General features: G+C 58.6%; 19 protein-coding genes. 12 read left to right on the forward strand and 7 right to left on the reverse strand.

Features of this window, described 5'->3' with window-relative positions:
* Window positions 1–108 precede the first annotated feature (108 nt).
* Window positions 109–1653 carry a methyl-accepting chemotaxis protein gene (locus tag LAC65_RS01325; protein WP_039382060.1) on the forward strand — a complete coding sequence of 515 codons (1545 nt, stop codon included), beginning with the start codon at window positions 109–111 and terminating at the stop codon, window positions 1651–1653.
* A 3-nt stretch (window positions 1654–1656) separates the two neighbouring features.
* On the opposite strand, the gene LAC65_RS01330 is transcribed toward LAC65_RS01325, so the two are convergent.
* A complete protein-coding gene (locus LAC65_RS01330; protein ID WP_039382062.1) occupies window positions 1657–2613 on the reverse strand; it encodes an AraC family transcriptional regulator in 957 nt (318 codons plus the stop codon).
* A 105-nt stretch (window positions 2614–2718) separates the two neighbouring features.
* Here LAC65_RS01330 and LAC65_RS01335 point away from each other — a divergent pair, with 105 nt between their 5' ends.
* Together LAC65_RS01335 and LAC65_RS01340 are read left to right on the forward strand one after the other, a co-directional pair.
* The gene (locus tag LAC65_RS01335) at window positions 2719–3906 is read left to right on the forward strand and encodes an MFS transporter (protein ID WP_224144804.1); all 1188 of its coding nucleotides are present in this window, start codon (window positions 2719–2721) and stop codon (window positions 3904–3906) included.
* A gap of 131 nt (window positions 3907–4037) precedes the next feature.
* Window positions 4038–5678: a dihydroxyacetone kinase subunit DhaK gene (locus tag LAC65_RS01340; protein ID WP_039382069.1), complete on the forward strand. Its 1641-nt coding sequence runs from the start codon at window positions 4038–4040 to the stop codon at window positions 5676–5678.
* A gap of 75 nt (window positions 5679–5753) precedes the next feature.
* Here LAC65_RS01340 and sbmA read toward each other — a convergent pair whose 3' ends face one another.
* Window positions 5754–7004 carry a peptide antibiotic transporter SbmA gene (gene sbmA, locus LAC65_RS01345; protein WP_039382072.1) on the reverse strand — a complete coding sequence of 417 codons (1251 nt, stop codon included), beginning with the start codon at window positions 7002–7004 and terminating at the stop codon, window positions 5754–5756.
* 296 nt (window positions 7005–7300) lie between these two features.
* On the opposite strand from sbmA, the gene LAC65_RS01350 reads away from it, so the two are divergent.
* The 4 genes from LAC65_RS01350 to yjdN all read left to right on the forward strand — a co-directional run bounded on the left by LAC65_RS01350 (window position 7301) and on the right by yjdN (window position 11747).
* Window positions 7301–8032: a gluconate 2-dehydrogenase subunit 3 family protein gene (locus LAC65_RS01350; RefSeq protein ID WP_071668434.1), complete on the forward strand. Its 732-nt coding sequence runs from the start codon at window positions 7301–7303 to the stop codon at window positions 8030–8032.
* Between the two features lie 2 nt (window positions 8033–8034).
* The gene (locus tag LAC65_RS01355; RefSeq protein ID WP_071668433.1) at window positions 8035–9819 is read left to right on the forward strand and encodes a GMC family oxidoreductase; all 1785 of its coding nucleotides are present in this window, start codon (window positions 8035–8037) and stop codon (window positions 9817–9819) included.
* Window positions 9820–9830: 11 nt separating this feature from the next.
* Window positions 9831–11147 carry a c-type cytochrome gene (locus LAC65_RS01360; RefSeq protein WP_039382082.1) on the forward strand — a complete coding sequence of 439 codons (1317 nt, stop codon included), beginning with the start codon at window positions 9831–9833 and terminating at the stop codon, window positions 11145–11147.
* 162 nt (window positions 11148–11309) lie between these two features.
* Window positions 11310–11747, forward strand: coding sequence for a VOC family metalloprotein YjdN (gene yjdN / locus LAC65_RS01365; RefSeq protein ID WP_039382083.1), 438 nt, complete (start codon window positions 11310–11312; stop codon window positions 11745–11747).
* Between the two features lie 54 nt (window positions 11748–11801).
* On the opposite strand, the gene LAC65_RS01370 is transcribed toward yjdN, so the two are convergent.
* Entirely contained in the window at window positions 11802–12665 is an 864-nt protein-coding gene (locus tag LAC65_RS01370) for a nucleoside-specific channel-forming protein Tsx (RefSeq protein ID WP_039382084.1), read from the reverse strand.
* A 704-nt stretch (window positions 12666–13369) separates the two neighbouring features.
* Here LAC65_RS01370 and LAC65_RS01375 point away from each other — a divergent pair.
* On the forward strand, window positions 13370–13651 hold the full coding sequence (locus LAC65_RS01375) for a hypothetical protein (protein WP_039382087.1): 282 nt from the start codon (window positions 13370–13372) through the stop codon (window positions 13649–13651).
* A gap of 267 nt (window positions 13652–13918) precedes the next feature.
* Here LAC65_RS01375 and LAC65_RS01380 read toward each other — a convergent pair whose 3' ends face one another.
* Window positions 13919–15277 (reverse strand): sensor histidine kinase, encoded by a 1359-nt coding sequence (locus tag LAC65_RS01380; protein WP_039382088.1) that lies wholly within the window; start codon window positions 15275–15277, stop codon window positions 13919–13921.
* Entirely contained in the window at window positions 15274–15933 is a 660-nt protein-coding gene (locus tag LAC65_RS01385) for a response regulator (protein WP_039382093.1), read from the reverse strand. Before LAC65_RS01385 ends, LAC65_RS01380 begins: the two co-directional genes overlap by 4 nt.
* 177 nt (window positions 15934–16110) lie before the next feature.
* Here LAC65_RS01385 and LAC65_RS01390 point away from each other — a divergent pair, with 177 nt between their 5' ends.
* The 3 genes from LAC65_RS01390 to LAC65_RS01400 all read left to right on the forward strand — a co-directional run bounded on the left by LAC65_RS01390 (window position 16111) and on the right by LAC65_RS01400 (window position 18784).
* A complete protein-coding gene (locus tag LAC65_RS01390; RefSeq protein WP_039382095.1) occupies window positions 16111–16479 on the forward strand; it encodes a helix-turn-helix domain-containing protein in 369 nt (122 codons plus the stop codon).
* A gap of 85 nt (window positions 16480–16564) precedes the next feature.
* Window positions 16565–17455, forward strand: a complete 891-nt coding sequence (locus tag LAC65_RS01395; protein WP_039382098.1) for a LysR family transcriptional regulator — start codon at window positions 16565–16567, stop codon at window positions 17453–17455.
* Window positions 17456–17563: 108 nt separating this feature from the next.
* Complete coding sequence (locus LAC65_RS01400) at window positions 17564–18784, forward strand: MFS transporter (RefSeq protein WP_039382099.1); 1221 nt, start codon at window positions 17564–17566, stop codon at window positions 18782–18784.
* 48 nt (window positions 18785–18832) lie between these two features.
* Here LAC65_RS01400 and LAC65_RS01405 read toward each other — a convergent pair whose 3' ends face one another.
* Window positions 18833–21211 carry a glucose/quinate/shikimate family membrane-bound PQQ-dependent dehydrogenase gene (locus tag LAC65_RS01405; protein ID WP_039385685.1) on the reverse strand — a complete coding sequence of 793 codons (2379 nt, stop codon included), beginning with the start codon at window positions 21209–21211 and terminating at the stop codon, window positions 18833–18835.
* A gap of 289 nt (window positions 21212–21500) precedes the next feature.
* Entirely contained in the window at window positions 21501–22094 is a 594-nt protein-coding gene (locus tag LAC65_RS01410; protein ID WP_039382101.1) for a hypothetical protein, read from the reverse strand.
* 418 nt (window positions 22095–22512) lie between these two features.
* Here LAC65_RS01410 and LAC65_RS01415 point away from each other — a divergent pair, with 418 nt between their 5' ends.
* Window positions 22513–23754 carry an MFS transporter gene (locus tag LAC65_RS01415; RefSeq protein WP_039382105.1) on the forward strand — a complete coding sequence of 414 codons (1242 nt, stop codon included), beginning with the start codon at window positions 22513–22515 and terminating at the stop codon, window positions 23752–23754.
* The last annotated feature ends 65 nt before the right edge of the window (window positions 23755–23819 follow it).

Here is a 23819-nt window from a genome sequence, read left to right on the forward strand (position 1 = left end):
CTCTTTTTTAGCAGCAAGAAATAAATCATCAGCGCTTAAGTCGTTCCGCTAATCAGCCGATAGATCCGGAATAATGTTTATCAGCCTGAATTGACCAGGGATCTCTGTATGCGCAACAACCAGCCCGTCACACAGCGTGAATTCGTTTTCAATGACGATGCGACGCTGATGTCGACTACCGATCTCAGCAGCCATATCACCTACGCCAACGACGCTTTTATTGAGGTCAGCGGCTTTACGCCGGAAGAGGTAAACGGTCAGCCCCACAACATGGTACGCCATCCGGATATGCCGCCCGAAGCGTTTGCCGATATGTGGCATACCCTGAAGCAGGGGCAGCCCTGGAGCGCGCTGGTGAAAAACCGGCGTAAGAATGGCGATCACTACTGGGTGCGGGCCAATGCGGTGCCGGTGGTACGCGAAGGATGCGTACGCGGCTATATGTCGGTGCGGACCAAACCTTCAGCAGCGGAAGTGCAGCAGGCTGAAACCCTGTACCGCGATTTTCGCGAAGGGCGCAGCAAAGGTCGCTGCTTCTATAAAGGATTGATTATCGGCAGCGGCTGGCGCCGCGCCACCTCACTGCTGAAAACGCTGCCGCTGCGCTGGCGCATTCGTTCAGCGCTGGCGCTGCTGCTGCCGCTGATCGCGGGCAGCGCCTGGGGGGCAGGCCTGACGGCGCTGGCACTCGGCGGCTTCAGCATTGCGACGGCGCTCTGCCTGCTGCTGGCGAACCTCTGGCTGGAGCAGCAAATTTCACGTCCCATTGAGCGGATGTGCCAGCAGGCGCTGAGCGTAGCGACCGGTAATAGCCATAAAGTCGATCAGCCCGACCGCGTGGATGAAATCGGCATGACGCTGCGCGCCATTGGCCAGCTGGGGCTGATGTTCCGCTGGCTGGTGGATGACGTCAGCGGCCAGGCGATCAACGTCCTCAGCGCCAGTGATGCGATGGCAAGCAGCAACAGTGAGCTCTCCCGCCGGACTGAACAGGCAGCCGCTAACGTGCAGCAGACGGCCGCCACCATGAATGAGATGACGGCCACCGTGAAGAGCAACACGGAAACCGCCAGCGAGGTCAATGCGCTGTCGGGCACCACCAGCCACGCTGCTATCAAAGGTGGCGAGGTGATGCAGGAGATGGCAGGCATGATGGGCGATATTGCCGACAGCGCGAAGCGCATCGCCAGCATCACCAGCGTGATCGACAGCATCGCCTTTCAGACCAATATCCTCGCGCTCAATGCGGCGGTAGAGGCGGCGCGGGCCGGTGAGCAGGGTAAAGGGTTTGCCGTGGTCGCAGGTGAAGTGCGCAATCTCGCGCAGCGCAGCGCAAAAGCCGCCAGCGAAATTAAAACGCTGGTGGAGACCAGCGCCAGCCGCGTAGCGTCAGGCAACGACTATGCGGCAGCCGCGGGTCGCACCATGCAGGATATTGTCAGCCAGGTGCAGAACGTGACGACGCTGATTGCGCAGATCAGCGCAGCTACCGCTGAACAGGCCACGGCGCTGAGCGAGGTCAGCACGGCGGTAGAAGATCTGGATGATATCACCCATCAAAATGCCGCGCGCGTGGCTGAAGGCGCAGAAGCCTCAACCCGCATGGCGCATCAGGCGAACCGCCTGGTTGAGGCGATTAGCGTCTTCCGCTAACGCTTACGCCACTTCCCGCCCGGCGCGCAGCGCGCCGGGTGACGTGCCCGTTATCCGTTTAAAGGCCCGGCTGAACGCAGCCAGCGACCCATAGCCAAGCTCAAACGCAACGCTCTCTACCGCCTCGCCCTGATCAACGATACGCTCTTTCGCCAGCCGCATACGCAGTTCGGTAAGATAGCGCAGCGGCGTCATGCCGGTGGCGTTCTGAAAGCGGGCAGCAAACACCGATCGCGAGCTGCCTGACGCACGCGCCAGCCGCTCCACCGTCCAGTTTTCTCCCGGCGCACGGTGCATCGCCGCCATCGCCAGGCTCAGGCGCGGATCGCGCAGCGCCTGGACCAGACCGCTGCCGGCGCCGCAGCCGTTCTCTACCCAGCCGCGCACGATCTGCGCGGCCACCACATCCGCCAGCCGCGACAGAATACCGGCGAAGCCCGCTTTGCGCTGGCGGGTTTCCCGCTCCATCGCATCCAGAATCGGCTGGATTTCCGGATACTGTCCCAGCAGGGTGCTGACCAGCATGACATCCGGCATGGTGTGTACCAGCGGCTGCATACCGCCCAGTTCAAACGCCATGCAGGCGCTGAACAGGATCACATCGCTATCCGCCGGACAGAGATCGGCATCTGCCGCATCGTTGATCGCGCAGACGCTGGGGCAGATGGGCTTACTGTTAAACGTGGTGATCGGTTCACAGTGCGCCGTCTCATCTGAGATCAGCGCATGCGCTTTTCCGTGCGGGATCAGTAACGCATCGCCCGCCTGCAGCGGATAGATCGTACCGGAAGCGGCGCGCAGCAGCAGCGTACCGCGCCCGACAAAATGCAGCTGCGCCCGGCCAGGCGCGTCGTCATACTGCAGGCCAAAAGGCGCATGCAGCGCAATACGCTGATATTTTACGCCGTACAGGCGCATGCCCATCAGCAGCTCGCTGGTTAAATCTTTATAACGGTTCATCGCAATCCAGACGAATTATCAACTAATAAACTTTCTGTATCATAGATCGTCTTACCGCAGCGCTCTATCCTTAGCGAAACTATTTTTTTGTGATGGGGATCGCAAATGAGTCTGGAAACTGAACTGACAGCTGCCCGCGCGGTGGCAGAAAAACCCGCGTGGGGCGCGGTACTTGCCATGGCATTTGGCGTGTTTGGCCTGATCACCGCTGAATTCCTGCCGGTTAGCCTGCTGACGCCGATAGCCGCGTCGCTGCAGGTCAGCGAAGGTCAGGCGGGGCAGACGGTGACGGTAACCGCGCTGGTTGCGCTGCTCACCAGTCTGGTGATCGGCACGCTTACGCGGCGGTTTGATCGTCGTCTGGTGATGCTGGCATTTACCCTGCTGCTTATCGCCTCGGCGCTGCTGGTGGCGCTGGCGAACAGTCTGCCGATGATCCTGCTGGCACGTGTGCTGCTGGGTATGGCGATTGGCGGCTTCTGGACGCTGTCAACCGCCATTACCATGCGACTGGTGCCGGCGGAGCAGGTGCCGCGCGCGCTATCGATTGTCTTTAGCGGCATCTCGCTGGCGACAATTATTGCGGCACCGCTTGGCAGCTATCTCGGCGATGTGATTGGCTGGCGCAACATTTTTCTGATGACGGGGCTGCTGGGCGTGCTGGCGCTGCTGTGGCAGTTCTTCACGCTGCCGGCAATGCCGCCGGAAAACCGGACGCAAAGCGGCGGCGTGCTTGATCTGCTGCGCCAGGGCGTCATGCGCTGGGGCATGCTGGCGGTGATCCTGATGTTTACCGGACATTTTGCTTTCTTTACCTACCTGCGACCTTATCTGGAGGGCAGCGCGCAGCTTAACGTTAACCAGCTGTCGCTCGCGCTGCTGGCGTTTGGAATAGCTAACTTCTTTGGCACCTCGCTGGCGGGCGTGCTGGTTACGCGCAGCGTCTCGCTGACGCTGACCGGCATGGCGCTGCTGATGAGCGTGACGGCGGTGGTACTCTCCGCAATGGCGCAGCTGCCGTGGCTGGTGGGAGCCGGCGTGGCGCTATGGGGACTGGCATTTGGCTCCATGCCCACCGGCTGGTCAGCATGGATTTCGCGTGCCGTGCCTGATGATGCAGAGTCGGGCGGCGGACTGCTGGTGGCGACCATTCAGCTGGCGATCACGGCGGGCGCGGCGGCCGGCGGCTGGATGTTTGACCTGCAGGGCGCGGGCGGCGTCTTTATGGCAAGCGGCGTCATGATGCTGCTGGCGGCGGTAACCATCTATACGCGCGTCAGGCAGCATGGCTAAGGTGCAGCGGCAGGGCTTTTTCTGATTCAGGGGCGGCGTGTGCCGCCCTTTGCATTTCCGCGCGTTGCTTTGACGGTTTTCTGCACAGATGCGCTACCTTTAGTGACAACTACACCAGGGGGAAAAAAGCGATGAGCCAGTTTTTTATGCATGAAAAGAACGATCTGATTAACGAAGCCATCGAAGGTATTTTACTCAGCACGCCGTGGCGTAACCTGCGTCGTCTCGATTTGGGCGATGATATCCGCGTTGTGGTGCGTTCAGACTGGGATAAAAGCCGGGTGGCGCTGATCTCAGGTGGCGGATCGGGCCATGAGCCGGCGCACGCCGGGTTCGTCGGCAAAGGGATGCTGACTGCGGCCGTCTGCGGTGATATTTTCGCATCGCCCAGCGTGGAGGCGGTGCTTAACGCCATTATCAACGTGACCGGTGACGCGGGCTGTCTGCTGATCGTTAAAAACTATACCGGCGATCGCCTTAATTTTGGTCTGGCGGCTGAGAAAGCCAAAAACCTGGGCTATCACGTAGAACTGGTCATGGTCGAGGATGATATTGCGCTGCCTGAAAACCCGCAGCCGCGCGGTCTCGCCGGCACCGCACTGGTGCATAAGATTGCGGGCTACGCGGCTGAGCACGGGCATTCACTGCAGGAGGTGAAGGCGCTGGCGCAGCGGGCGATTGAGTCTGTTTTCTCTATTGGTCTGGCGTTTGCGACCTGCCATCTTCCGGGTGAGAAGCGCGAAGCGCGCGTGGCGCCAGGCCACAGTGAACTCGGTATGGGGATCCACGGCGAGCCGGGGGTCATTACGCTGGATACGCAGGACAGCGGAAAAATCACCGCTCTGATGACGGATAAACTGGCGCAGGCGCTGCCGGACGGTAAGCTGGCGCTATTGCTTATCAACAATTTAGGCGGTTTTTCGCAGCTGGAGCTGGCGCTGCTGACGCGTGAAGTCCTGCGCACGCCGCTGGCCGCGTGTATTACCCATCTTATCGGTCCCGCTACGCTGGTCAGCGCGCTGGATATGAAAGGCTTTTCACTCTCCGTGCTGGCGCTGGAAGAGCCGTTCCTGCTGGCGCTGCAGGCACCGGTTCAGGTGCAGGGCTGGGTTGCGCCCTATGAGTTTGCGCCCATCAATCTGCAGACGGCAGAGAAAGTCAGCAGCGCGCTCGACTTCGATCCCTCTGAAAATGATGAGGTGGCGGGCTGGATCACGCGCGTTACGCAGACGCTCATCGATCTGGAGAGTGAACTGAATGCGCTGGACGCAAAGGTCGGCGATGGTGATACCGGCTCCACGTTTGCTGCGGGTGCAAAGCGTATTCAGCGCGCGCTGCAGGAGAAGCAGCTGCCGCTGAACGAGCTGCCGACGCTGATCGCGCTGATTGGCGAGCAGCTGGCAGGGGCGATGGGCGGCTCCAGCGGCGTACTGATGTCGATTCTGTTTACCTCCGCCGGACAGCATCTGGAAGAGGGCAGCTCACTGCCGGAGGCGCTGATGCAGGGGCTGGAGCGCATGAAGCACTATGGCGGCGCGCAGCCGGGCGACCGCACGCTGATTGATGCGCTACAGCCAGCGCTGGAAAAACTGGTGGCGGGCGAATCGCTGACGGCGGCCGCGCAGGCGGCGGCGCAGGGCGCAGAGGCTACGGCGCAGATGAACAGTGCGAAAGCGGGACGCTCAGCCTATCTCAACCAGCAGAGTCTGGATGGGGTAAAAGATCCCGGTGCGTATGCGGTAGAGAAAGTGTTTCAGGTGATGGCAGGGTGAGTTGCCTGCCAGGGTGACACCGCACCAGGCTGCGCCCGCCTTCCCGGCCATGCAGAAGGCGGGCGCAGGATGCCGTTACTCGCCGGCTGGCTCTTTCGCCGCCTCGCGCAGCATCTCCTGATGCGGGATATCCTGCAGGATCTGCTCAAAGCTGCGCAGACGCTTGTAGATAGACATCAGCTCGACCAGCGTCGACCAGGAGGTGATCAGATACTGGAAGGAGGAGCGTACCTGGTCAAACACGTTGAGGATCTGATTCATCAGGCCCAGCGTCAGCGCACCGGCCACGATCGCCGGAAACAGCAGAAACACGCCAAAGACATTATCTACCTGCAGATAGAGAAAACGCGTGACGTTGAAATAGAGGTAGTGGAAGTAGAGCCGGAAATAGTTGTAGCGCACCCGGCTGAACAGCGCCTGCACCGTGGGCGGTGACGCGCGCGACGGATCGTCTTCGCCATAGACCAGCTCTTTACGGTAGGCCGCTTCCACCCGCTGATTGCGGAACTCCAGTCCCGGCAGCTTAATGCCGACCAGCGCCAGCAGCGCGGTGCCGAACACCGACCAGAGAATAGCGGCGATCACCAGGCCATAGGGTATCGAACCGAGAATCGGTATATCTTTCACATGTTTCGACAGCGCCAGCAGCACCGGCAGGAACGCTACCAGCGTCATGATCGCCTTAATAAAGCTGACGCCCCAGTCCTCCAGCGTGGTGGAGAAACGCATCGTATCTTCCTGCACACGCTGTGCCGCCCCCTCCACATGCCGCAGACGCTGCCAGTTGTGCATGTAGTAGCTGTTCATCGCGGTACGCCAGCGGAAAATCCAGTGGCTGATGAAAAAGACGTTGGCGACCAGAATCGTCACGGCGATAAGCGCTATACCGAGAAAGTCGCTGATTTCGCTATAAAACTGGGTTATCTGTACGGCACCCGCTTTGGTCAGCGCTTTCTGGATCAGATCGTAAAACGGCTCATACCAGGCGTTGACCGCCACGTTGACCTGAACGTTGAACCAGGTGACAAAGATGATGAGCGCCGTGCCCCAGACCGACCAGCGCTGCCACGGATGGCGATCGATTATCATCCACGCCAGGGCAAACAGCGCAACCGCAGACCAGTAGTAGCCGTAAAACCAGAGTTGGCTGGCGTGAATAAACCGGCTGGCATTGGTAGGCAGCGGCTGCTGCATCGCGGCCTGCAGTGCGGGCCAGCGCGCCGGCAGGTCGCTGAAAAAGCCAAACCAGGCAAAAATAACAAGCACGCTCCAAATCGCTGCCGAGCTGAAAAATGCGCCGGGCCGCGGAAAAAAGGATTTAAACATAAGCACTCCGCTGTGGTGTAGACACGTTTATACCGCTATTTCTGTTTATCTGTCTGTAGTGGGTTGTTTCCGGGCATGACAATTCCGTCGCCGGAATGTAAACCAGCGCGGGAAAATGTTAAGTATTTTGTGCGTAATTGTTTCGGAAAACTAAATTCGTTACCGTTTCGGTGTTACAATTGTCATCTTGTTACCGGTAACAAACGTGCTGTATCCCTTAAGTCAAGAATAAAAACCATTACAACGCAACTACTTAACCTTCCATGCCGCATTATATGCGGTACTGAGGCAATGTCATGTCAGAACAAAAAAAGGGTCATTCACGTCGTGATTTCCTGCTGAGGACGATCACCCTCGCACCCGCTATGGCGGTCGGTTCAACCGCCATGGGCGTGCTGGTCGCGCCTGCCGCCGCCGCCAGCGATGCAGCAGCGCCAGCGCAGCCGGCACGCGACTATCAGCCAGGCTGGTTTACCGCCGAAGAGTTTGCCTTCATCACCGCCGCCGTGGCGCGGCTGATCCCCAGCGACGAGCGCGGACCAGGCGCGCTGGAAGCAGGCGTACCGGAATTTATCGATCGTCAGATGAATACGCCCTACGCCACCGGCAGCAACTGGTATATGCAGGGACCTTTTCACCCGGATATGCCGAAAGAGCTGGGCTACCAGCTGCCGCTGGTGCCGCAGCAGATTTATCGCTTAGGCATTGCCGACGCCAATGCCTGGAGTCAGAAACAGCATGGCAAGGTGTTCGCCAGCCTGAGCGGCGAACAGCAGGATGCGCTGCTGAGCGCCTTCGAAACCGGTAAGGCTGAGTTTGCCCAGCTGCCGGCAAAAACCTTTTTCTCTTACCTGCTGCAGAATACCCGCGAAGGCTTTTTCTGCGACCCGATTCATGGCGGCAACCAGGGCATGGTGGGCTGGAAGCTGATTGGCTTCCCGGGCGCCCGCGCCGACTTTATGGATTGGGTAGAGCGCGGTGAACGTTATCCGTTCCCGTCAGTCGACATTCGCGGAGCGAGGGCGTAAGCGTGGCAAACGAATTAAAACAAGTTGATGCAGTGATTGTGGGCTTTGGCTGGGCGGGCGCCATTATGGCAAAAGAGCTGACCGAAGCGGGTCTTAACGTCGTTGCGCTGGAGCGCGGTCCGCATCGCGACACCTATCCGGACGGCTCTTATCCGCAGTCGATTGATGAACTGACCTACAACGTTCGCAAAAAGCTGTTTCAGGACCTCTCTAAAAGCACCGTGACTATCCGTCACGATGCGTCGCAGACCGCGGTACCTTATCGCCAGCTGGCCGCTTTTCTGCCCGGCACCGGCACCGGCGGTGCGGGCCTGCACTGGTCCGGCGTGCATTTCCGCGTCGATCCGGTTGAGCTGAATCTGCGCAGCCACTATGAGCAGCGCTACGGTAAAAGCTTTATTCCGGAAGGCATGACCATTCAGGATTTTGGCGTCAGCTACGATGAGCTGGAACCGTTCTTCGACAAAGCCGAAAAGGTGTTTGGCACCTCCGGCAGCGCCTGGTCAATCAAGGGCAAAGTGGTCAATAACGCACACGGCGGCAACCCGTTTGCGCCGGATCGCTCCAGCGACTTTCCGCTGCCGGCACAGAAGCGTACTTACTCTGCGCAGCTGTTTGCGCAGGCGGCGGAGTCGGTTGGCTATCACCCTTATGATATGCCGTCAGCGAACACCTCCGGACCCTATACTAATACCTACGGTGCACAGATGGGGCCGTGCAACTTCTGCGGCTTCTGCAGTGGCTACGCCTGCTACATGTATTCCAAAGCGTCGCCTAACGTCAATATCCTGCCGGCACTGCGTCAGGAGCCGAAGTTTGAGCTGCGCAACAATTCATACGTTCTGCGCGTCAATCTGACCGATGATAAAAAGCGCGCTACCGGCGTAACCTACCTTGATGGTCAGGGACGTGAAGTGGTGCAGCCGGCCGATCTGGTGATCCTCTCCGCCTTCCAGTTCCACAATGTTCATCTGATGCTGCTCTCCGGGATCGGCAAACCTTATAATCCGATCACTAATGAGGGCGTGGTGGGGCGCAACTTCGCCTATCAGAATCTCTCCACGCTGAAAGCGCTGTTTGATAAAAACACCACCACCAACCCGTTTATCGGCGCAGGCGGGGCGGGTGTGGCGGTAGATGATTTTAACGCGGACAACTTTGATCACGGGCCGCACGGTTTTGTTGGCGGGTCTCCTTTCTGGGTTAACCAGGCCGGCACCAAGCCTATCTCCGGCGTGCCGGTGCCAGCCGGTACGCCAGGCTGGGGCAGCCAGTGGAAAGCGGCGGTAGCCGATACCTATACGCACCATGTTTCCATGGATGCGCACGGTGCGCACCAGTCCTATCGCGCTAACTATCTCGATCTCGATCCCAACTATAAAGATGCGTACGGCCAGCCGCTGCTGCGTATGACCTTTGACTGGCAGGATAACGACATCAAAATGGCGCAGTTTATGATTGGCAAGATGCGCAAGATCACCGAGGCGATGAACCCGAAAACCATTATCGGCTCCGCCAAAGCGCCGGGAACCCATTTTGATACGACCTCCTATCAGACCACACATATGAGCGGCGGTGCGATCATGGGTGAAGATCCGCAGACCAGCGCGGTCAACCGCTATCTGCAGAGCTGGGATGTGCCCAACGTCTTTGTGCCGGGGGCGTCAGCTTTCCCGCAGGGGCTGGGCTATAACCCGACCGGTATGGTCGCTGCACTGAGCTACTGGTCAGCGAAAGCGATCCGCGAACAGTATCTGAAAAACCCGGGTCCGCTGGTACAGGCATAAGGAACATGACGATGATGAAATCAGTTTTGGCCCTGATGCTGGGCACCCTGACGTTCAGCGCGCTGGCTGACGATGTGGCCGCCGAATCACTGATCAAACGCGGTGAATATCTGGCGCGCGCCGGGGACTGCGTGGCCTGCCATAGCGCGGCCGGCGGCAAGCCGTTTGCCGGCGGACTGGCAATGGCGACGCCGATTGGCACCATCTACTCCACCAATATCACACCTGATAAAGCGACCGGCATTGGTGACTACAGCTATGACGACTTTCAGAAAGCAGTGCGTCATGGCGTAGCGAAAAATGGCGATACGCTCTATCCGGCGATGCCTTATCCCTCCTACGCGGTTGTCAGCGACGAGGATATGAAAGCGCTTTACGCTTATTTTATGCACGGCGTGGCGCCGGTCAGCCAGGCGAACAAAGAGAGCGACATTCCCTGGCCGCTCTCCATGCGCTGGCCGCTGGCGATCTGGCGCGGCATCTTTGCACCGGACGTGAAAGCGTTCCAGCCCGCCGCACAGGAAGATCCGGCGCTGGCGCGCGGACGCTATCTGGTTGAAGGGCTCGGACACTGCGGAGCGTGCCATACGCCGCGCAGCATTACGATGCAGGAGAAAGCGCTGAACAACGGTGACGGCAGCGACTACCTTGCCGGCAGCAACGCACCGATTGATGGCTGGACCGCCAGCAATCTGCGCGGTGACAACCGTGACGGGCTGGGCCGCTGGAGCGAAGAGGAGCTGAAGCAGTTCCTGCGCTTTGGCCGTAACGATCACACCGCGGCGTTTGGCGGTATGACCGAGGTGGTGGAACACAGCCTGCAGCATCTCAGCGATGAGGATATCAGCGCGATTGCGAAGTATCTGAAGTCGCTGGGCGCCAAAGATCCGCAGCAGGCGGTATTTACCCCGGATGATACGGTAGCGAAAGCGCTGTGGCACGGCGATGACAGCCAGCCGGGCGCGTCAGTCTACGTAGACAGCTGTGCTGCCTGCCATAAAACTGACGGTTCAGGCTATCAGCGCTTCTATCCGGCGCTGCGCGGCAACCCGGTCGTGATGGCTGACGATCCGGCTTCGCTGATCCACATTGTGCTGGTGGGCGGTACGCTCCCAGGCGTGAAAGGCGCGCCGACGGCCATCACCATGCCGGCATTTGGCTGGCGTCTCAGCGACCAGCAGGTTGCGGATGTGGTGAACTTTATTCGCAGCAGCTGGGGCAACGGCGTTACCACCCGCGTAACGGCTGGCGACGTGGCGAAGCAGCGTAAGGATAAAACGGTACAGCCTTATCAGGGCAGCGCGGATATCCACGCATTAGAGAAGTAAGCGCGCCTGCGGAGCATTAATTATCCGGGCCTGGTGCCCGGATTTTTTATGGGCGAAAAACAGCGACGGATCAGCCAAAGCCAGCGCGGGCGGGGGCTGAACGCGATCGTCTACACTTAGTGGTGAGTGCAAAAGCTCACTAACTGATAAGCGGAGGGAACGATGCAAGTAAGTCCTTATTTGTTTCTGTATGGTCGCTGTGAAGAAGCCATCGAATTTTACCTGCAGGCCACCGGCGGCAAAGTGCTGCAAAAAATGACCTTCGGCGATAATCCGGAGCAGGGAGAGCAGGTGGGCGATAAATCCGCACCGCCGCTGCCACCGGAAAAAATCATGCATGCACATCTGCAGATTGGTCAGGGCGAGCTGATGCTGAGCGACGGCGATACCAGCAAGCCACCGGCCTCTGAGCACGCGGGTTATGCGGTAAGCCTGGCAACCACTGACGAGAAAGAGGGCAAAGAGTGGTTTGATAAACTCTCTGCTGGCGGCAAAATCACGACCGAATGGCAGAAGACATTCTGGTCAGACGGCTTCGGCATGTTTATCGATAAGTTCAACATTCCGTGGCGTATCAACGTCGTGAAGTCGCAGGATTAACGCCTCTGTTTTTGCCCCTCCGGTGCTGCATCCGGCGGGGCAAAACTGCCATGCTTAGAAGTTGTAACCTGCCACCAGATAGTAACCCCAGCCGGTTGATTTCACTTCAAACGGACCATTGCCGAAATTCAGCTCCTGACCATCCGCCCACTGACCGCCGTTATGGAAATAACGCGCAACGGCAGAGACGTGCCAGTGGTCGTAGTTCAGTGATAAAATATGACTTGAGGCAACAGAGTTACTGGTGCGCGAGCGGTCAGATTTATCGCGCAGATCGGAGCCCCAGTCAAAGTTGGTGAAGCCGATATAGCTCAGCTTGCCGCCCCACAGGTCGGTAATTGGCACAAAGTATTTTACCTTGAAGCGGTAACCATCCCAGCTGTTCTCGTTGGCCGCACCGTAGTTTTCCCACTGATATTTGGCGTAAACGTTAAGCGAGAGGCCGACATCGCTGTGGGTGTCGATATCGGTACCGAGACCCATATACCAGGTGTTCTGCCGGTTGTCGCTGTTGCGGCCCATATCGTAGATATAGTTGTTGGCAAAGAACCACTCTTTAAACGGACCGAATGCCAGGCTGGTGCCCGCCAGCTTGTCGAGCGACAGACGCGGCTCAATTTCCATAAACAGCGGTGTGCCGTGATCGAAGATGCCATTGGCGTTGCTGTTGCCCGCACCGAAGAAGTTTGGCAAATCGATGTAGCCGTAAAAATCGAACCACTCCTGTTTGGTAAAGGCTTCATATTCCAGGTAGACGTCGTTATTAAACTGCGGCCCGAAACGGGTATGGGTGCTGCCCACCACGTTTACGCTCTGATGCCACCAGTCAGACAGATATTGCGGGTCGCTCTCTGCCTGCGCTGCGCCCATTCCGCTACCAATCAGTAATGCACCTGCTATCAACGATTTAAATTTCATTATTGTTTGACCACTTGCTGAGGATCGCCGCAGAGATGCCACGATCGAATGAGTACGTTCCCGGGTATTGAGCAGTATGCGGCGATAACGCGTGCTGACTGCCAGCCTTCAGGCCCGCGTAATGTGCCTGTAACAGAGCGTTAGAAAATAGATTTTCATCACATTTGTCAAAAAGTGTTGCAATAGGATTCAGTTATTTTGTGACAATTGTCACATATTCTATCTGCAGCGAACGGAACTCCGCAACCGTTTACGTGGTCGCGAAGAGGTACGATTGGGAGTGGGGCATGGACGCCGGTTCCGTTTGCTACGGGCACCGGTTCCGGGTTAAGCGCCGGTTCCGTTCGCCACGGAGGCGGTTCCGTTCGCCGTCAGCGGCGGCAGTAGCCTGTGCCCCGGCACGGCGACCGGGCAGAGGACGCCAGGCCGCGCCCTCTGCACTCCCCGGCCCTGCGCCAGCCCCGTCCGCCGCTGCGCGGTTCCCTCGCTCACGCCCGCTTCCCGGGGACCGGCCGCCATTCGCTCCTGCTCACCGCGCCCTTTCGCCGACGTCCTGTCGGCTCATCCCGGAACCGTGCCCTCCCTCGGCGGACCCGGATGGCGCTTCCCGCCGCTGCTGATTTTTTTCTCTTTCTTACGGTTTTTATGGCTGAAGGTTTCGTGAAAAGCTTCAGACCACACCGCAACACTTTTAAAAAAACAAAATGAAGGGTTTACAGGCGGGGAGTAAGGCGCTTCCCGCCGCTGCTAATTTTTTTCTCTTTCCTGGGATTTTTTATGGCGGTGGGCTCTGGTGGTTTGCGCTTTTTTTCTTTCTTAAATTTTTTATGGCTGAAGGTTTTGTGAAGAAGCTTCAGCGCACACCAGACCAAATTAAAAAAGAAATGAAGGGTTTACAGGCGATGGTAGAGGGCGCCATCCGCAGCGCCGGGCGCAGAGCGACGGCCAGGGCGAGCCGGCAGGACGCCGGCGAGAGCGCGGGCTGAGCAGGAGCGAATCCGCGCGGTCCGTTAAGGCCGGAGGGATAAGCCCGGGAATTCGCGAGGACGGCGCGGGGCGCGGATTGCTAAGGGGCGCGCCCACCCGCCCCTTAGCCCGTCCGCGTGCGGAGATGCCGCTGAAACTGCCAGAAGCCTGGCGGGCGGAACCCCCTCAGTGCCGCGCACTGCTTAGCGCACCCCTGCGCTGGCGGGCGGAACCCCTCCGGTGCCGCGCGCTGCCGCAATCAGCCCCGCGCGGCTCAGCGCCAGCCCCTATGGCAACGTCACCCGCACCCGCAGTCCGCAGCGCTCGCCCTGAGGGGTAAGACAGTTAGAGAGCGCCACCTGCATCTGATGCTTCTGCGCCACGCTGCGCACAATCGACAGGCCGAGACCGCTGCCCTGCGCCTGCACGTCCGGTGAACGGGTAAAGCGGTCAAACGCCCGCTCAAGAAACGATTCCGGCATACCGGAACCGTTATCGACGATATCGACCACCGTACGATCGCCTGTGCGGTGCAGCAGCACATCGACCAGGCTTCCTTCTGGCGTATGCAGCATTGCGTTGCCGATGACGTTATCAAACAGAGTGCGCAGCTCAGAGCGGCTGGCCTGCAGCCGGTAACGCGTGCTGCCGCTATAGCCGATATCGATGCCGCGCTTATCGGCAACCACCATCAGCTGCTCAATACTCTCTTTCAGCAGATCGTCGAGTTCGATCGTTTCCGCGACCGGCACCGCGGACCGATCCTCCTGACGTGACACATCCAGCAGCTGCGTCACCAGATGACGGGTGCGGCTGACGCCCGCTTCCAGCTGATCAAACTGACGGCGCGCCTCGCCGGGCTGAATATGCTGGCGCAGATTCTCCAGCTGCAGCGTAACGGCGGTGACCGGCGTGCGCAGCTCATGCGCGGCATCCTCCAGAAACTGCCGCTGGGCGGACCAGGCGGCGCGCAGTTTATCCAGCAGCGCATTATAGGCGGCGACCAGCGGCAGCACTTCGTCAGGCAGGCCATCCGGCGATACCGTATGCGGGTGCAGGCTCTCCTGCGCCGCGATCTGCCGGGATGCCACCAGCAGATTGCGCGTAATGGCGCGTACGATCAGCCAGATCAGCAGCAGCGACAGCGGCATCATCAGGATCAGCGGGATCACCGCCGAGAGCACGCGTTTTACCATCAGGCTTTTCATATAGCCGATATTGTGCAGCACCTGAACCGTGCCGATTTCACTGCCCGCTTCGCCAGGGCGGGTATAGACGCGCCATTCACAATCGTCACCGCAGTCGCCAAGGCGTAAATCGGACCAGCCGTGCACCGCCTGCAGCGGGGCTTTCAGCGCCGGCCACGAGCTGGCACGCAGCTGATTATGCGTATCCCACAGCTGGACGATGTAAGCGCTTTTGAGCCGGTCCTGATCGAGGATCGTCGGGATCAGCGCGGGCATGGTCTGACTGGCTGACCAGACGTCGGCCACTTTTGCGAGCTGATCGTCCTTCATTGAGCCCATCATGTCGCCGTAGCAGTGGAAAAAGTACCAGGTCACGCTACCAATCATCGCCAGATGCAGCAGCACCAGGCTCATCAGCAGCTTATTGCGCAGGGAGCGCAGAAACGTAAAATTTTTCATTGTGCCGGTACCCGCCAGCCAAGGCCGCGCACGTTGCGAATCGCTTCGTTGCCCAGTTTACGCCGCATGCCGTGGATCAGCACATCAACGGCGTTGCTGGTGACCTCTTCGCCCCAGCCATAGATGCGATTCTCCAGCTGTTCGCGTGAAAGGATCGCGCCGGGCCGCTCCAGCAGCGCATAGAGCAGTGCATATTCGCGAGCGGTAAGCTGTTCACGCTGGCCCTTATAGAGCACTTCCCGCGTCATCATATCCAGCTGCACGTCGCCGCTGCCGAGCAGTGAGTCGGCGGCACCGTGGCGGCGTCGGGTGATAGCGCGCATACGTGCCAGCACCTCCTGCAGATCAAAGGGCTTGAGCAGATAATCATCCGCGCCGCTATCCAGCCCCTGAATGCGCTGGGCAACGCTGTCCCTGGCGGTCAGCACCAGCACCGGCGTCATATCACCGCGGGCGCGGGCACGCCGCAATACGTCGATACCATCCTCACGCGGCAGGCCAAGATCGAGCAGCACGCAGGTGTAATTGCTTTCCGACCAGGCGTGCGAGGCAAACCGGCCGTCGCGCACCCAGTCCACCGACCAGCCTGCGGCTTCCAGGGCCTGCTGCAGGTTGGCACCAATCATCTCATCATCTTCTACCAGCAGCACGCGCATGGAGTCTCCTTATCAGTGTGGGGCAGTGTAACGCTGCATTCTTAGCGAAAAATTATCACCGCTGAATTTTACCGCTGCGCGCTTTGCTAATTCTGCGCTAATTCTTCGCTAATTAAGGGATAAATCTCCTGCGCTACAGTGGCTCTTCAGGAACAGTCTGTTAAGCCGGAGGGTGCGATGAATCAGCGAGAGTTTATCCGTAGTTTACTGGAGTGGATTGAAGATAACTTAGGTCACGATCTGCATCTGGATGAGGTGGCGCGTCGATCGGGCTATTCACGCTGGCATCTGCAGCGTCTGTTTCGTCAGCACACCGGTTTTTCACTGGCTGAGTATATCCGCCAGCGCCGTCTGACTGAATCGGCATTAACGCTGCTTAACAGCGACGACGCCATTTTACAGGTCGCCATGAACTACGGTTTTGATACGCAGCAGGCCTACACCCGCACCTTTAAAAATTATTTTCGCATTACGCCAGGCCAGCTGCGTCGTCAGCGTCGCGTTGAGCCGGAGCGGCTGCTGCTGCCTTTTGCCGTCGCCGTATGACCGGCCAGCAGCGGAAAGAAAATCGGGTGCAGAACGGCGCAATACCTTTTAAGCTGCGGGTCATGTTTCTCTGACAGCCGGACCCATGAACCCTGGTGATAATCTGACAGCCATGCTGCTGTTTGCGCACGTGGCGGAGCAACAAAGTTTCAGCGAAGCCGCGCGTATTCTCGGCGTCTCCAAATCCTATGTCAGCCGTGAAATTGCCCGGCTGGAGGTGCGGCTGGGGATCAAACTGCTGCAGCGTACCACACGTCATGTTGCGCTGACCGGCCACGGGCAGGCGTACTACCCATTCTGCCTGCGCATGCTGGATGAGCTGCATCAGGCGGATGCGTTTGTGCAGCAGCTGCACCAGCTGCCGGCCGGCAATCTTCGCCTGCAGGCTCCGGTAACCTTTGGCTGCCAGTGCGTGGCGCCGGTGGTGGACGCCTTTATTCGCCGGCATATTCATCTGCATGTGGATCTGGATCTCACCACCAGCGAAGACCCTCACCCCGATGCCGATGTCGCCATTGTGGTCCGCAACCGCGCGCCGCAGGGAGGCGCCTGGCGCGAACTCAGTATCATCGACTGGGGCCTTTACGCTACGCCCGGCTACCTTGCCGCGCATCCGCTGATTGATCATCCCCGTACCCTGACGCGCCACAACCTGCTGCTGTTCCACGGGCCGGCCCATACCGCCGCTCTGCCGTTCCGGCGTGATAAGCAGCGGCTGGCGCTGGAGGTGCGCAGCCGCTTCCGCGCCAACAACAGCATGGCGTTGCTTAACGCGGCGCTGGCCGGCGGCGGCATTGCCTATCTGCCCTCCTATATGACGCGTGAGGCGCTGGCGCGCGGCGATATCCAGCCGGTGCTGAGCGACTGGCAAATGGACCGCTTTCACAGCTACCTGCTGCTGAAAGAGCAGCCGCAGCCCTCCTCTCCGGTTACACAGCTTTGCGATGCGCTGATCACCGCACTGCAGGTGCCCTGACTGTTGCTCGCTGGCAACAGTGGCAGGCTGGCAGGTAACTCTCCGGCACCCTCTGTTTTCTCTCTCTCCGCGCAGGTAGCCTGATAAAAACAACCGCCGGGAGAGGGTATGTCACACGCTTCAGTATCATTAACAGCTGAACAGCAACACTGGAAGTGCAACCTGCTGGTCTGCACTCTGGGGTCATTTACCACTATCGTCGCCATGACGCTGCTGCTGCCGTTTCTGCCGATCTATGTTCAGCAGCTTGGGGTTGAGGAGCCGGCGGCGATCGCCCGCTGGTCGGGTGCCGCCTATGCGGCCACGTTTCTGAGCGCCGCGCTGACGGCGCCGCTGTGGGGCCGGCTGGCAGATCGCTACGGACGCAAACTGATGCTGATCCGCGCCAGCCTCGGCATGGCGATAGCCATGTCGCTGATTGGTATGGCCACCGCACCCTGGCAGCTGGTGGCGCTGCGCCTGCTGGCCGGGCTGCTGGGGGGATACGCTTCCGGATCCACGATTTTGGTCGCTGCGCAGACGCCAAAAGCCCACACCGGCTGGGCGCTGGGTATCCTCTCAGCAGGCATTATGGCGGGCAACGTCGCGGGGCCGCTGCTGGGCGGAATATTGCCGCCGCTGATTGGCATCCGTCACACCTTCTGGCTGACGGGCGCGGCGATCTTCCTCGCGTTTCTCGGCACGGCGTGTCTGCTGAAAGAGGCACCGCGGCAGCCCAAAGGCGCAGCCACGGCAGGGCAGGCCGCTGATGAGCCGCCGGCGAATCTTCGGGTGGTGCGACTGATGTGGCTCACGGCCATGCTGATGATGTTTGCCACGATGTCAGTGGAACCTATTATCACGCTCTATATTGCGCAGTTTGTGCAGGGCGAGCACGCGATAACCGTCAACGCCGGGATTGTGATGGCGGCGGCGGCGCTGGGAAGTATTCTTGCTGCGCCGCTGGCCGGGCGGCTGGCGGACCGCATCGGGCACGGGCGAGTATTGCTTGCCGGGCTCGCGGCCAGCGCGCTGCTGCTGATCCCGCAGGCGTTTATCAGCCACGTATGGCAGCTTACCGGCCTGCGTTTTCTGATGGGCGTGGCGCTGGGCGGACTGCTGCCCTGCATTACCGCGCTGATACGCCACCACGTCCCGCAGCAGCAGACGGGAAAAATGCTGGGCTATGCGACCTCGGCACAGTATGCCGGGCAGGTGACCGGACCGCTCTGCGGCGGGATCGTGAGCGGAGCGTTTGGCATGCAGCCGGTGTTTCTGCTCACCGCGCTGATGATGGCGCTGTGTGCTTTACTGGTACGCGGCGTGGTGCAGGAGAGACAGAGCGCATAAAAAAGGCGGGCCACCGGCCCGCCTGATTTATTCTGCTGTTACGAAAGGTTATTTCGCGTCAGGCAGCGCATAGGCAACCACGTAGTCGCCCAGTTTGGTGCCAAACGAACCGTGACCGCCAGCCGCGATGACAACGTACTGCTTGCCGTTCGCTTCATAGGTCATCGGCGTTGCCTGACCACCGGCTGGCAGACGCGCCTGCCACAGCATTTCACCGGTGTTGGTATCAAACGCACGCAGGTAGTTATCTGCCGTTGCGCCGATAAAGGCAACGTGTCCCGCCGTGGTGATTGGGCCGCCCAGCATAGGCATACCCATCTTAAACGGCAGCGGCAGAGGCGCGCTGTCGCGCACGGTACCAATGCGTTTTTTCCATACGGTTTCGTTGGTTTTCAGATCCACCGCTGAAATGTAACCCCAGGCTGGCTGTTTGCACGGCAGGCCGAAAGGTGACAGGAAGGGATTCAGCTCAACGCCAAACGGCACGCCATACTGCGGCTGTACGCCGGTTTCAGTACCGGAGCCGCCTTCCGCACCTTTCGGTGGCTCAGCCGGGTTGCCCGGTCCGCGTGGGATCAGCTTCGAGACAAACGGCAGCGCCATTGGGTTAGCGATGGCAATCTGACGATGTGGATCAACGGCGATACCACCCCATTCAAACATACCGAGGTTACCCGGGAAGACCAGCGTACCTTGTTCAGACGGCGGCGTGAACGGACCGTCATAGCGCAGGCGCTTGAAGATCACGCGGCACACCAGCTGGTCGAACATCGTCGCGCCCCACATATCCTTGTCAGTCAGATTCTGCTTAGGACGGTAGGTCAGCTCAGAGTAAGGCTGCGTCGGTGATACGTGGTCACCTTTCGCTGCGCCCTGCGGAACCGGGGTTTCCGGTGCCGGTACAACCAGCTTGCCGTTGCGGCGATCCAGTACAAAGATGTTACCGGTTTTCGCCGGCGCGTAGATCACCGGAACGGTGTTGCCATCTTTGTCGGTGATATCAGCCAGCGTCGGCTGAGAAGGCAGGTCCATATCCCACAGGTCGTGATGCACGGTCTGATAAGACCAGACCAGCTTACCGGTGGTGGCATTTAGCGCCAGAACGCTGTTCGCATAACGCTCCTGCTCAGGCGTACGGTTGCCGCCCCAGATATCCGGGGTAGAGACGCCCATTGGCAGATAAACGATATCCAGTTTCGGATCGTAAACCGCCGGTGCCCATGAGTTCGGTGAATTCAGGGTGTAGGTGTGCTCATCTTCCGGAATCGCGTTAGGATCTTTCGCGCCCGGATCGAATGCCCACAGCAGTTTGCCGGTGTTGACGTCAAAGCCGCGGATCACACCCGATGGCTCACGGGTAGAGTAGTTATCGGTTACGGCACCGGCGATCACGATAGTGGTATCGGTGATAATCGGTGGTGAGGTCGGTTCATACTGACCAGGGGTGGTAACCGGCTGCTTGTGCTGCAGATCCAGCTCACCGTTGTTACCAAATGCCGGGCAGCGTTCGCCGGTTTCCGCATCCAGAGCAAACAGACGACCATCATTGACCGGCAGATAGATGCGACGTGCGCAGAGTGCCGGCTGAGTTGCCGCGCTATCCGCTGCTGCAGGGGTTTCATGATAGGAAACGCCGCGGCAGGTGATGTGCTGGAAGGTCGGATTCTGCTTCAGAGCCGGATCAAACTTCCACTTCTGCTTACCGGTTGTAGCATCCAGCGCAAACAGGATCTGATGCGGTGAGCAGAGATAGAGCGTGTCGCGGATTTTAATCGGCGTCACTTCATCAGTGATTTCACCCGGATCGTTAGCATTTTTCAGATCGCCGGTCTGGAACTGCCAGGCAACCTGCAGCTCTTTGACGTTGCTGGCATTGATCTGCTTCAGCGGAGAAAAGCGGGTACCCTGCTGATCGCGCGCGTACGCCGGCCAGTCAGCATCAGCAATATTGCTGATAGGCTGAGTCTGCGGGGTGGTCGCTGCAGCGGGCAGCTCGCCGTTCAGCTCCTGCGGATCGTGGAAAACAGCCCACGCCAGAACCAGTACGCTGGCAATCAGCGCCACCAGCATCGCGCCTCTGCCGGCAGGATTGAACGTGCGATAGACGAAAGGCAGGATCAGCCAGATACCGAAAATCACCAGTACATCGGTGCGCGGTGCCAGCGCCCAGAAGTCAAAGCCGACTTCCCATACGCCCCAGATCAGCGTGCCAAGCAGCAGCAGCGCATACAGCAGCAGCGCGGCGCTGCTGCGACGCCAGAGCAGAACAGCGGTGATCAGCATCATCACACCGCCAATAACGTAGTACCAGGAACCTCCAATGGTGGCTAACCAAATGCCACCAACCAGCATAAACGCGCCCGTCAGCAGTGCGAACAGCACCGTGAGCAGGCGGATTACGCCAAAAGATGAGGAAGCTTTCCCCATAATATTGACCTCTTTCTTTGCCATAGAAAAACAAAGGAAACAACGCTTCAGGCTGTTTCCCGACATAGAGTACGAAGTGAGCAGAAATGTTCACGCAGCGTTCTTCCGTGACGCCAGATGATCCCTTTGCGTTAAATTTTATCTTAAAAACGTTAACGAGTTTGCTTTTTTTAGCGGTTTTAACTCTGTCGGACCAAATCACACGACATTTTATGGCGGAATAGCGGCGTTAATTCCGATCAAATCAGGTGGCTGCGCCGCGAAGTAGCAGATTGTGTAAACGGTTACCCTAAAAAAGCGTGCCGGGTGTGCGCTGCTGCTGCCAGCCGCTTAACTGCAGGCGCTGGTAATGTTCGCTATTCAGCGTCAGCTGTGCGGTGCGTAATATAACGTCTGCTTCTCTTTCTCTCAGAGACTCAATTAAAAACGGAAAGCTGAACTTGAGGTAATTATCGTTAAAAAAATCCTCGGATAAAACCACACCGCTAAATGGAAACGCCACGATCTTTTTCCACTCTGTTCCCGGCGGCGCGAGATCGCACAGCCAGAATGAGAAGTGGTGCGCAACGGCAAGCAGAGGGGCACCACCCTGTAGCAGCCCTGCATAATCAATTGCCAGACGGACGTGGGCAGCCTGCAGCATCGGATAATTTTCCGGGGCACGTAAAAATTCCATCAGGCTATTTCCCGCCAGCGGAATAATTATTAGTTCAGGGGTATCAGGCAACTGATTATGCAAAGCAATTATGTTATGTCCATTAAGTAATGTATCAGCGTCCTGCTCGCAATGCATAAAGGGTGCTGAATAACACACGCCGCACAGCGTGTTGTCAAAGCGATGAATACGCTCAGTAACATAAGGATTATAAGTACTGTTTTTCATGTATCTCTGCAAAAAAATTATTAACCGGAAAGATATGTTTTATTATAAATGCGTGTTATGACTGAAATTTACCGGCGGTTAATATAGATCGAAAGAGAGTGTTAAATCACCTTTTTTTACCTGTCTCTGATACAGAGATATTCCTGGCGTTAAAAGGGATAATTAAGCTGTTAATTCAGTAATCAATAAATCAATACCGGTATTCAATCAATAACAATAACCCTCCTGATATATAGAGACCAATGTTTATCTGCCAGGCAGTTAAGTTTTTGTTTCAAAAGCGCACAACCTGCCATTGCCTGCCAGAGTGATATCACGCACGCTCAGAGAGACAAAACGATAACAGAAGTCACTGCCTGGCTTCTGACCAGATTAGTGCAATGACGCTAATCAGTTAATCATTTCAGGATGGGATCGCATGACAGGTATAAAAAGCTCTGCTGCAGAAGACTCTCTGCTGCGGCATCGACCGTTTGTGGCTTTCTGGCTGGCGCGCACCTGCTCGTCATTCGGCTTTCAGATGTTTTCAGTGGCGGTCAGCTGGCAAATCTATGCCCTGACACACAGTGCGCTGGCGCTGGGTATGATCGGCTTAATGCAGTTTTTACCCTCGGTACTGCTGGCGCTGCCGGCTGGTCATCTGGCCGATCAGCACGACCGTCGTCGCATTGTTCTGGTGGGACAACTGATTGAGTGGGCAGCGCTGCTTGGGCTGGTGGCGCTGACGCTGCTGCACTGGGCAGGAAGCGTTGAGATCTGGGGACTGGTGTTTCTGATCTCAGTGGCAAAGGCGCTGGAGTGGCCGGCTATCACCTCTATGCTGCCGGCGCTGGTGCCGCCGCCGGTTCTGGCCCGTGCGATGGCTGCCAGTTCAGTAGGCGGTCAGGCGGCGGTGATCGTCGGCCCGACGCTGGGCGGCCTGCTTTATGTCGCCGGGCCTGAAGTGGTGTATGGCGTTTCCGCGCTGTTCTATCTCTTCTCTATTGTACTGATTAGCCGTCTGCGCTATGCGCGGCCGCCGCAGTCGCGCATGCCGATGAATCTGACCAATATGTTCGCTGGCGTGCGTTTTATCCGCGAGCGCAAAGATGTGCTGGGCGTGATCTCGCTTGACCTGTTTGCCGTGCTGCTGGGCGGGGCCACGGCGCTGCTGCCGATTTTTGCGCAGGATATTCTGCATACCGGGCCGTGGGGGCTGGGCATGCTGCGCGGCGCACCATCAGTCGGTGCGCTTGTGGTGGGCGTCTGGCTCAGCCGTAATAAGCTGGAGAAGCACGTCGGTATGATTATGTTTGGCTCGGTTGCCGGTTTTGGTCTGGCGACGCTGCTGTTTGCGCTCTCCACTCAGCTCTGGCTGTCGCTGCTGGCGCTGGCTGCGCTGGGTGGATTTGATATGGTCAGTATGGTAATTCGTGGTGCGCTGGTGCAGCTCGATACGCCGGATGATATGCGTGGCCGCGTCAACGCCGTGAACGCTATTTTTATCAATACGTCCAACCAGCTGGGGGAATTTGAATCAGGCCTGCTGGCCGCATGGCTGGGGGCGGTACCGGCGGCCGCGCTGGGCGGAATAGGTACGCTGATAGTGGTCGCCGTCTGGATGACGCTTTTCCCGCATCTGCGCAAACGGCAAAAGCTGGAGAATGAAAGCGGCGTGTAGATGAGGGTGCCCGGCGCAGCATCACGCCGCCGGGCACATCAGCAGACCGGCAGCCGGTCTGCTTG

Source organism: Pantoea eucrina (assembly GCF_020079945.1).
In the GTDB taxonomy this organism is placed as follows: domain Bacteria; phylum Pseudomonadota; class Gammaproteobacteria; order Enterobacterales; family Enterobacteriaceae; genus Pantoea; species Pantoea eucrina.

Coding starts and splice junctions, on each gene's coding strand:
- LAC65_RS01375 (WP_039382087.1), top strand. CDS start 13,370: ATGAAGGGTTTACAGGCGGGGAGTAAGGCGCTTCCCGCCGCTGCTAAT.
- LAC65_RS01370 (WP_039382084.1), bottom strand. CDS start 12,665: ATGAAATTTAAATCGTTGATAGCAGGTGCATTACTGATTGGTAGCGGA.
- LAC65_RS01410 (WP_039382101.1), bottom strand. CDS start 22,094: ATGAAAAACAGTACTTATAATCCTTATGTTACTGAGCGTATTCATCGC.
- sbmA (WP_039382072.1), bottom strand. CDS start 7,004: ATGTTTAAATCCTTTTTTCCGCGGCCCGGCGCATTTTTCAGCTCGGCA.
- LAC65_RS01405 (WP_039385685.1), bottom strand. CDS start 21,211: ATGGGGAAAGCTTCCTCATCTTTTGGCGTAATCCGCCTGCTCACGGTG.
- LAC65_RS01325 (WP_039382060.1), top strand. CDS start 109: ATGCGCAACAACCAGCCCGTCACACAGCGTGAATTCGTTTTCAATGAC.
- yjdN (WP_039382083.1), top strand. CDS start 11,310: ATGCAAGTAAGTCCTTATTTGTTTCTGTATGGTCGCTGTGAAGAAGCC.
- LAC65_RS01385 (WP_039382093.1), bottom strand. CDS start 15,933: ATGCGCGTGCTGCTGGTAGAAGATGATGAGATGATTGGTGCCAACCTG.
- LAC65_RS01400 (WP_039382099.1), top strand. CDS start 17,564: ATGTCACACGCTTCAGTATCATTAACAGCTGAACAGCAACACTGGAAG.
- LAC65_RS01395 (WP_039382098.1), top strand. CDS start 16,565: ATGAACCCTGGTGATAATCTGACAGCCATGCTGCTGTTTGCGCACGTG.
- LAC65_RS01335 (WP_224144804.1), top strand. CDS start 2,719: ATGAGTCTGGAAACTGAACTGACAGCTGCCCGCGCGGTGGCAGAAAAA.
- LAC65_RS01340 (WP_039382069.1), top strand. CDS start 4,038: ATGAGCCAGTTTTTTATGCATGAAAAGAACGATCTGATTAACGAAGCC.
- LAC65_RS01330 (WP_039382062.1), bottom strand. CDS start 2,613: ATGAACCGTTATAAAGATTTAACCAGCGAGCTGCTGATGGGCATGCGC.
- LAC65_RS01380 (WP_039382088.1), bottom strand. CDS start 15,277: ATGAAAAATTTTACGTTTCTGCGCTCCCTGCGCAATAAGCTGCTGATG.
- LAC65_RS01360 (WP_039382082.1), top strand. CDS start 9,831: ATGATGAAATCAGTTTTGGCCCTGATGCTGGGCACCCTGACGTTCAGC.
- LAC65_RS01390 (WP_039382095.1), top strand. CDS start 16,111: ATGAATCAGCGAGAGTTTATCCGTAGTTTACTGGAGTGGATTGAAGAT.
- LAC65_RS01350 (WP_071668434.1), top strand. CDS start 7,301: ATGTCAGAACAAAAAAAGGGTCATTCACGTCGTGATTTCCTGCTGAGG.
- LAC65_RS01415 (WP_039382105.1), top strand. CDS start 22,513: ATGACAGGTATAAAAAGCTCTGCTGCAGAAGACTCTCTGCTGCGGCAT.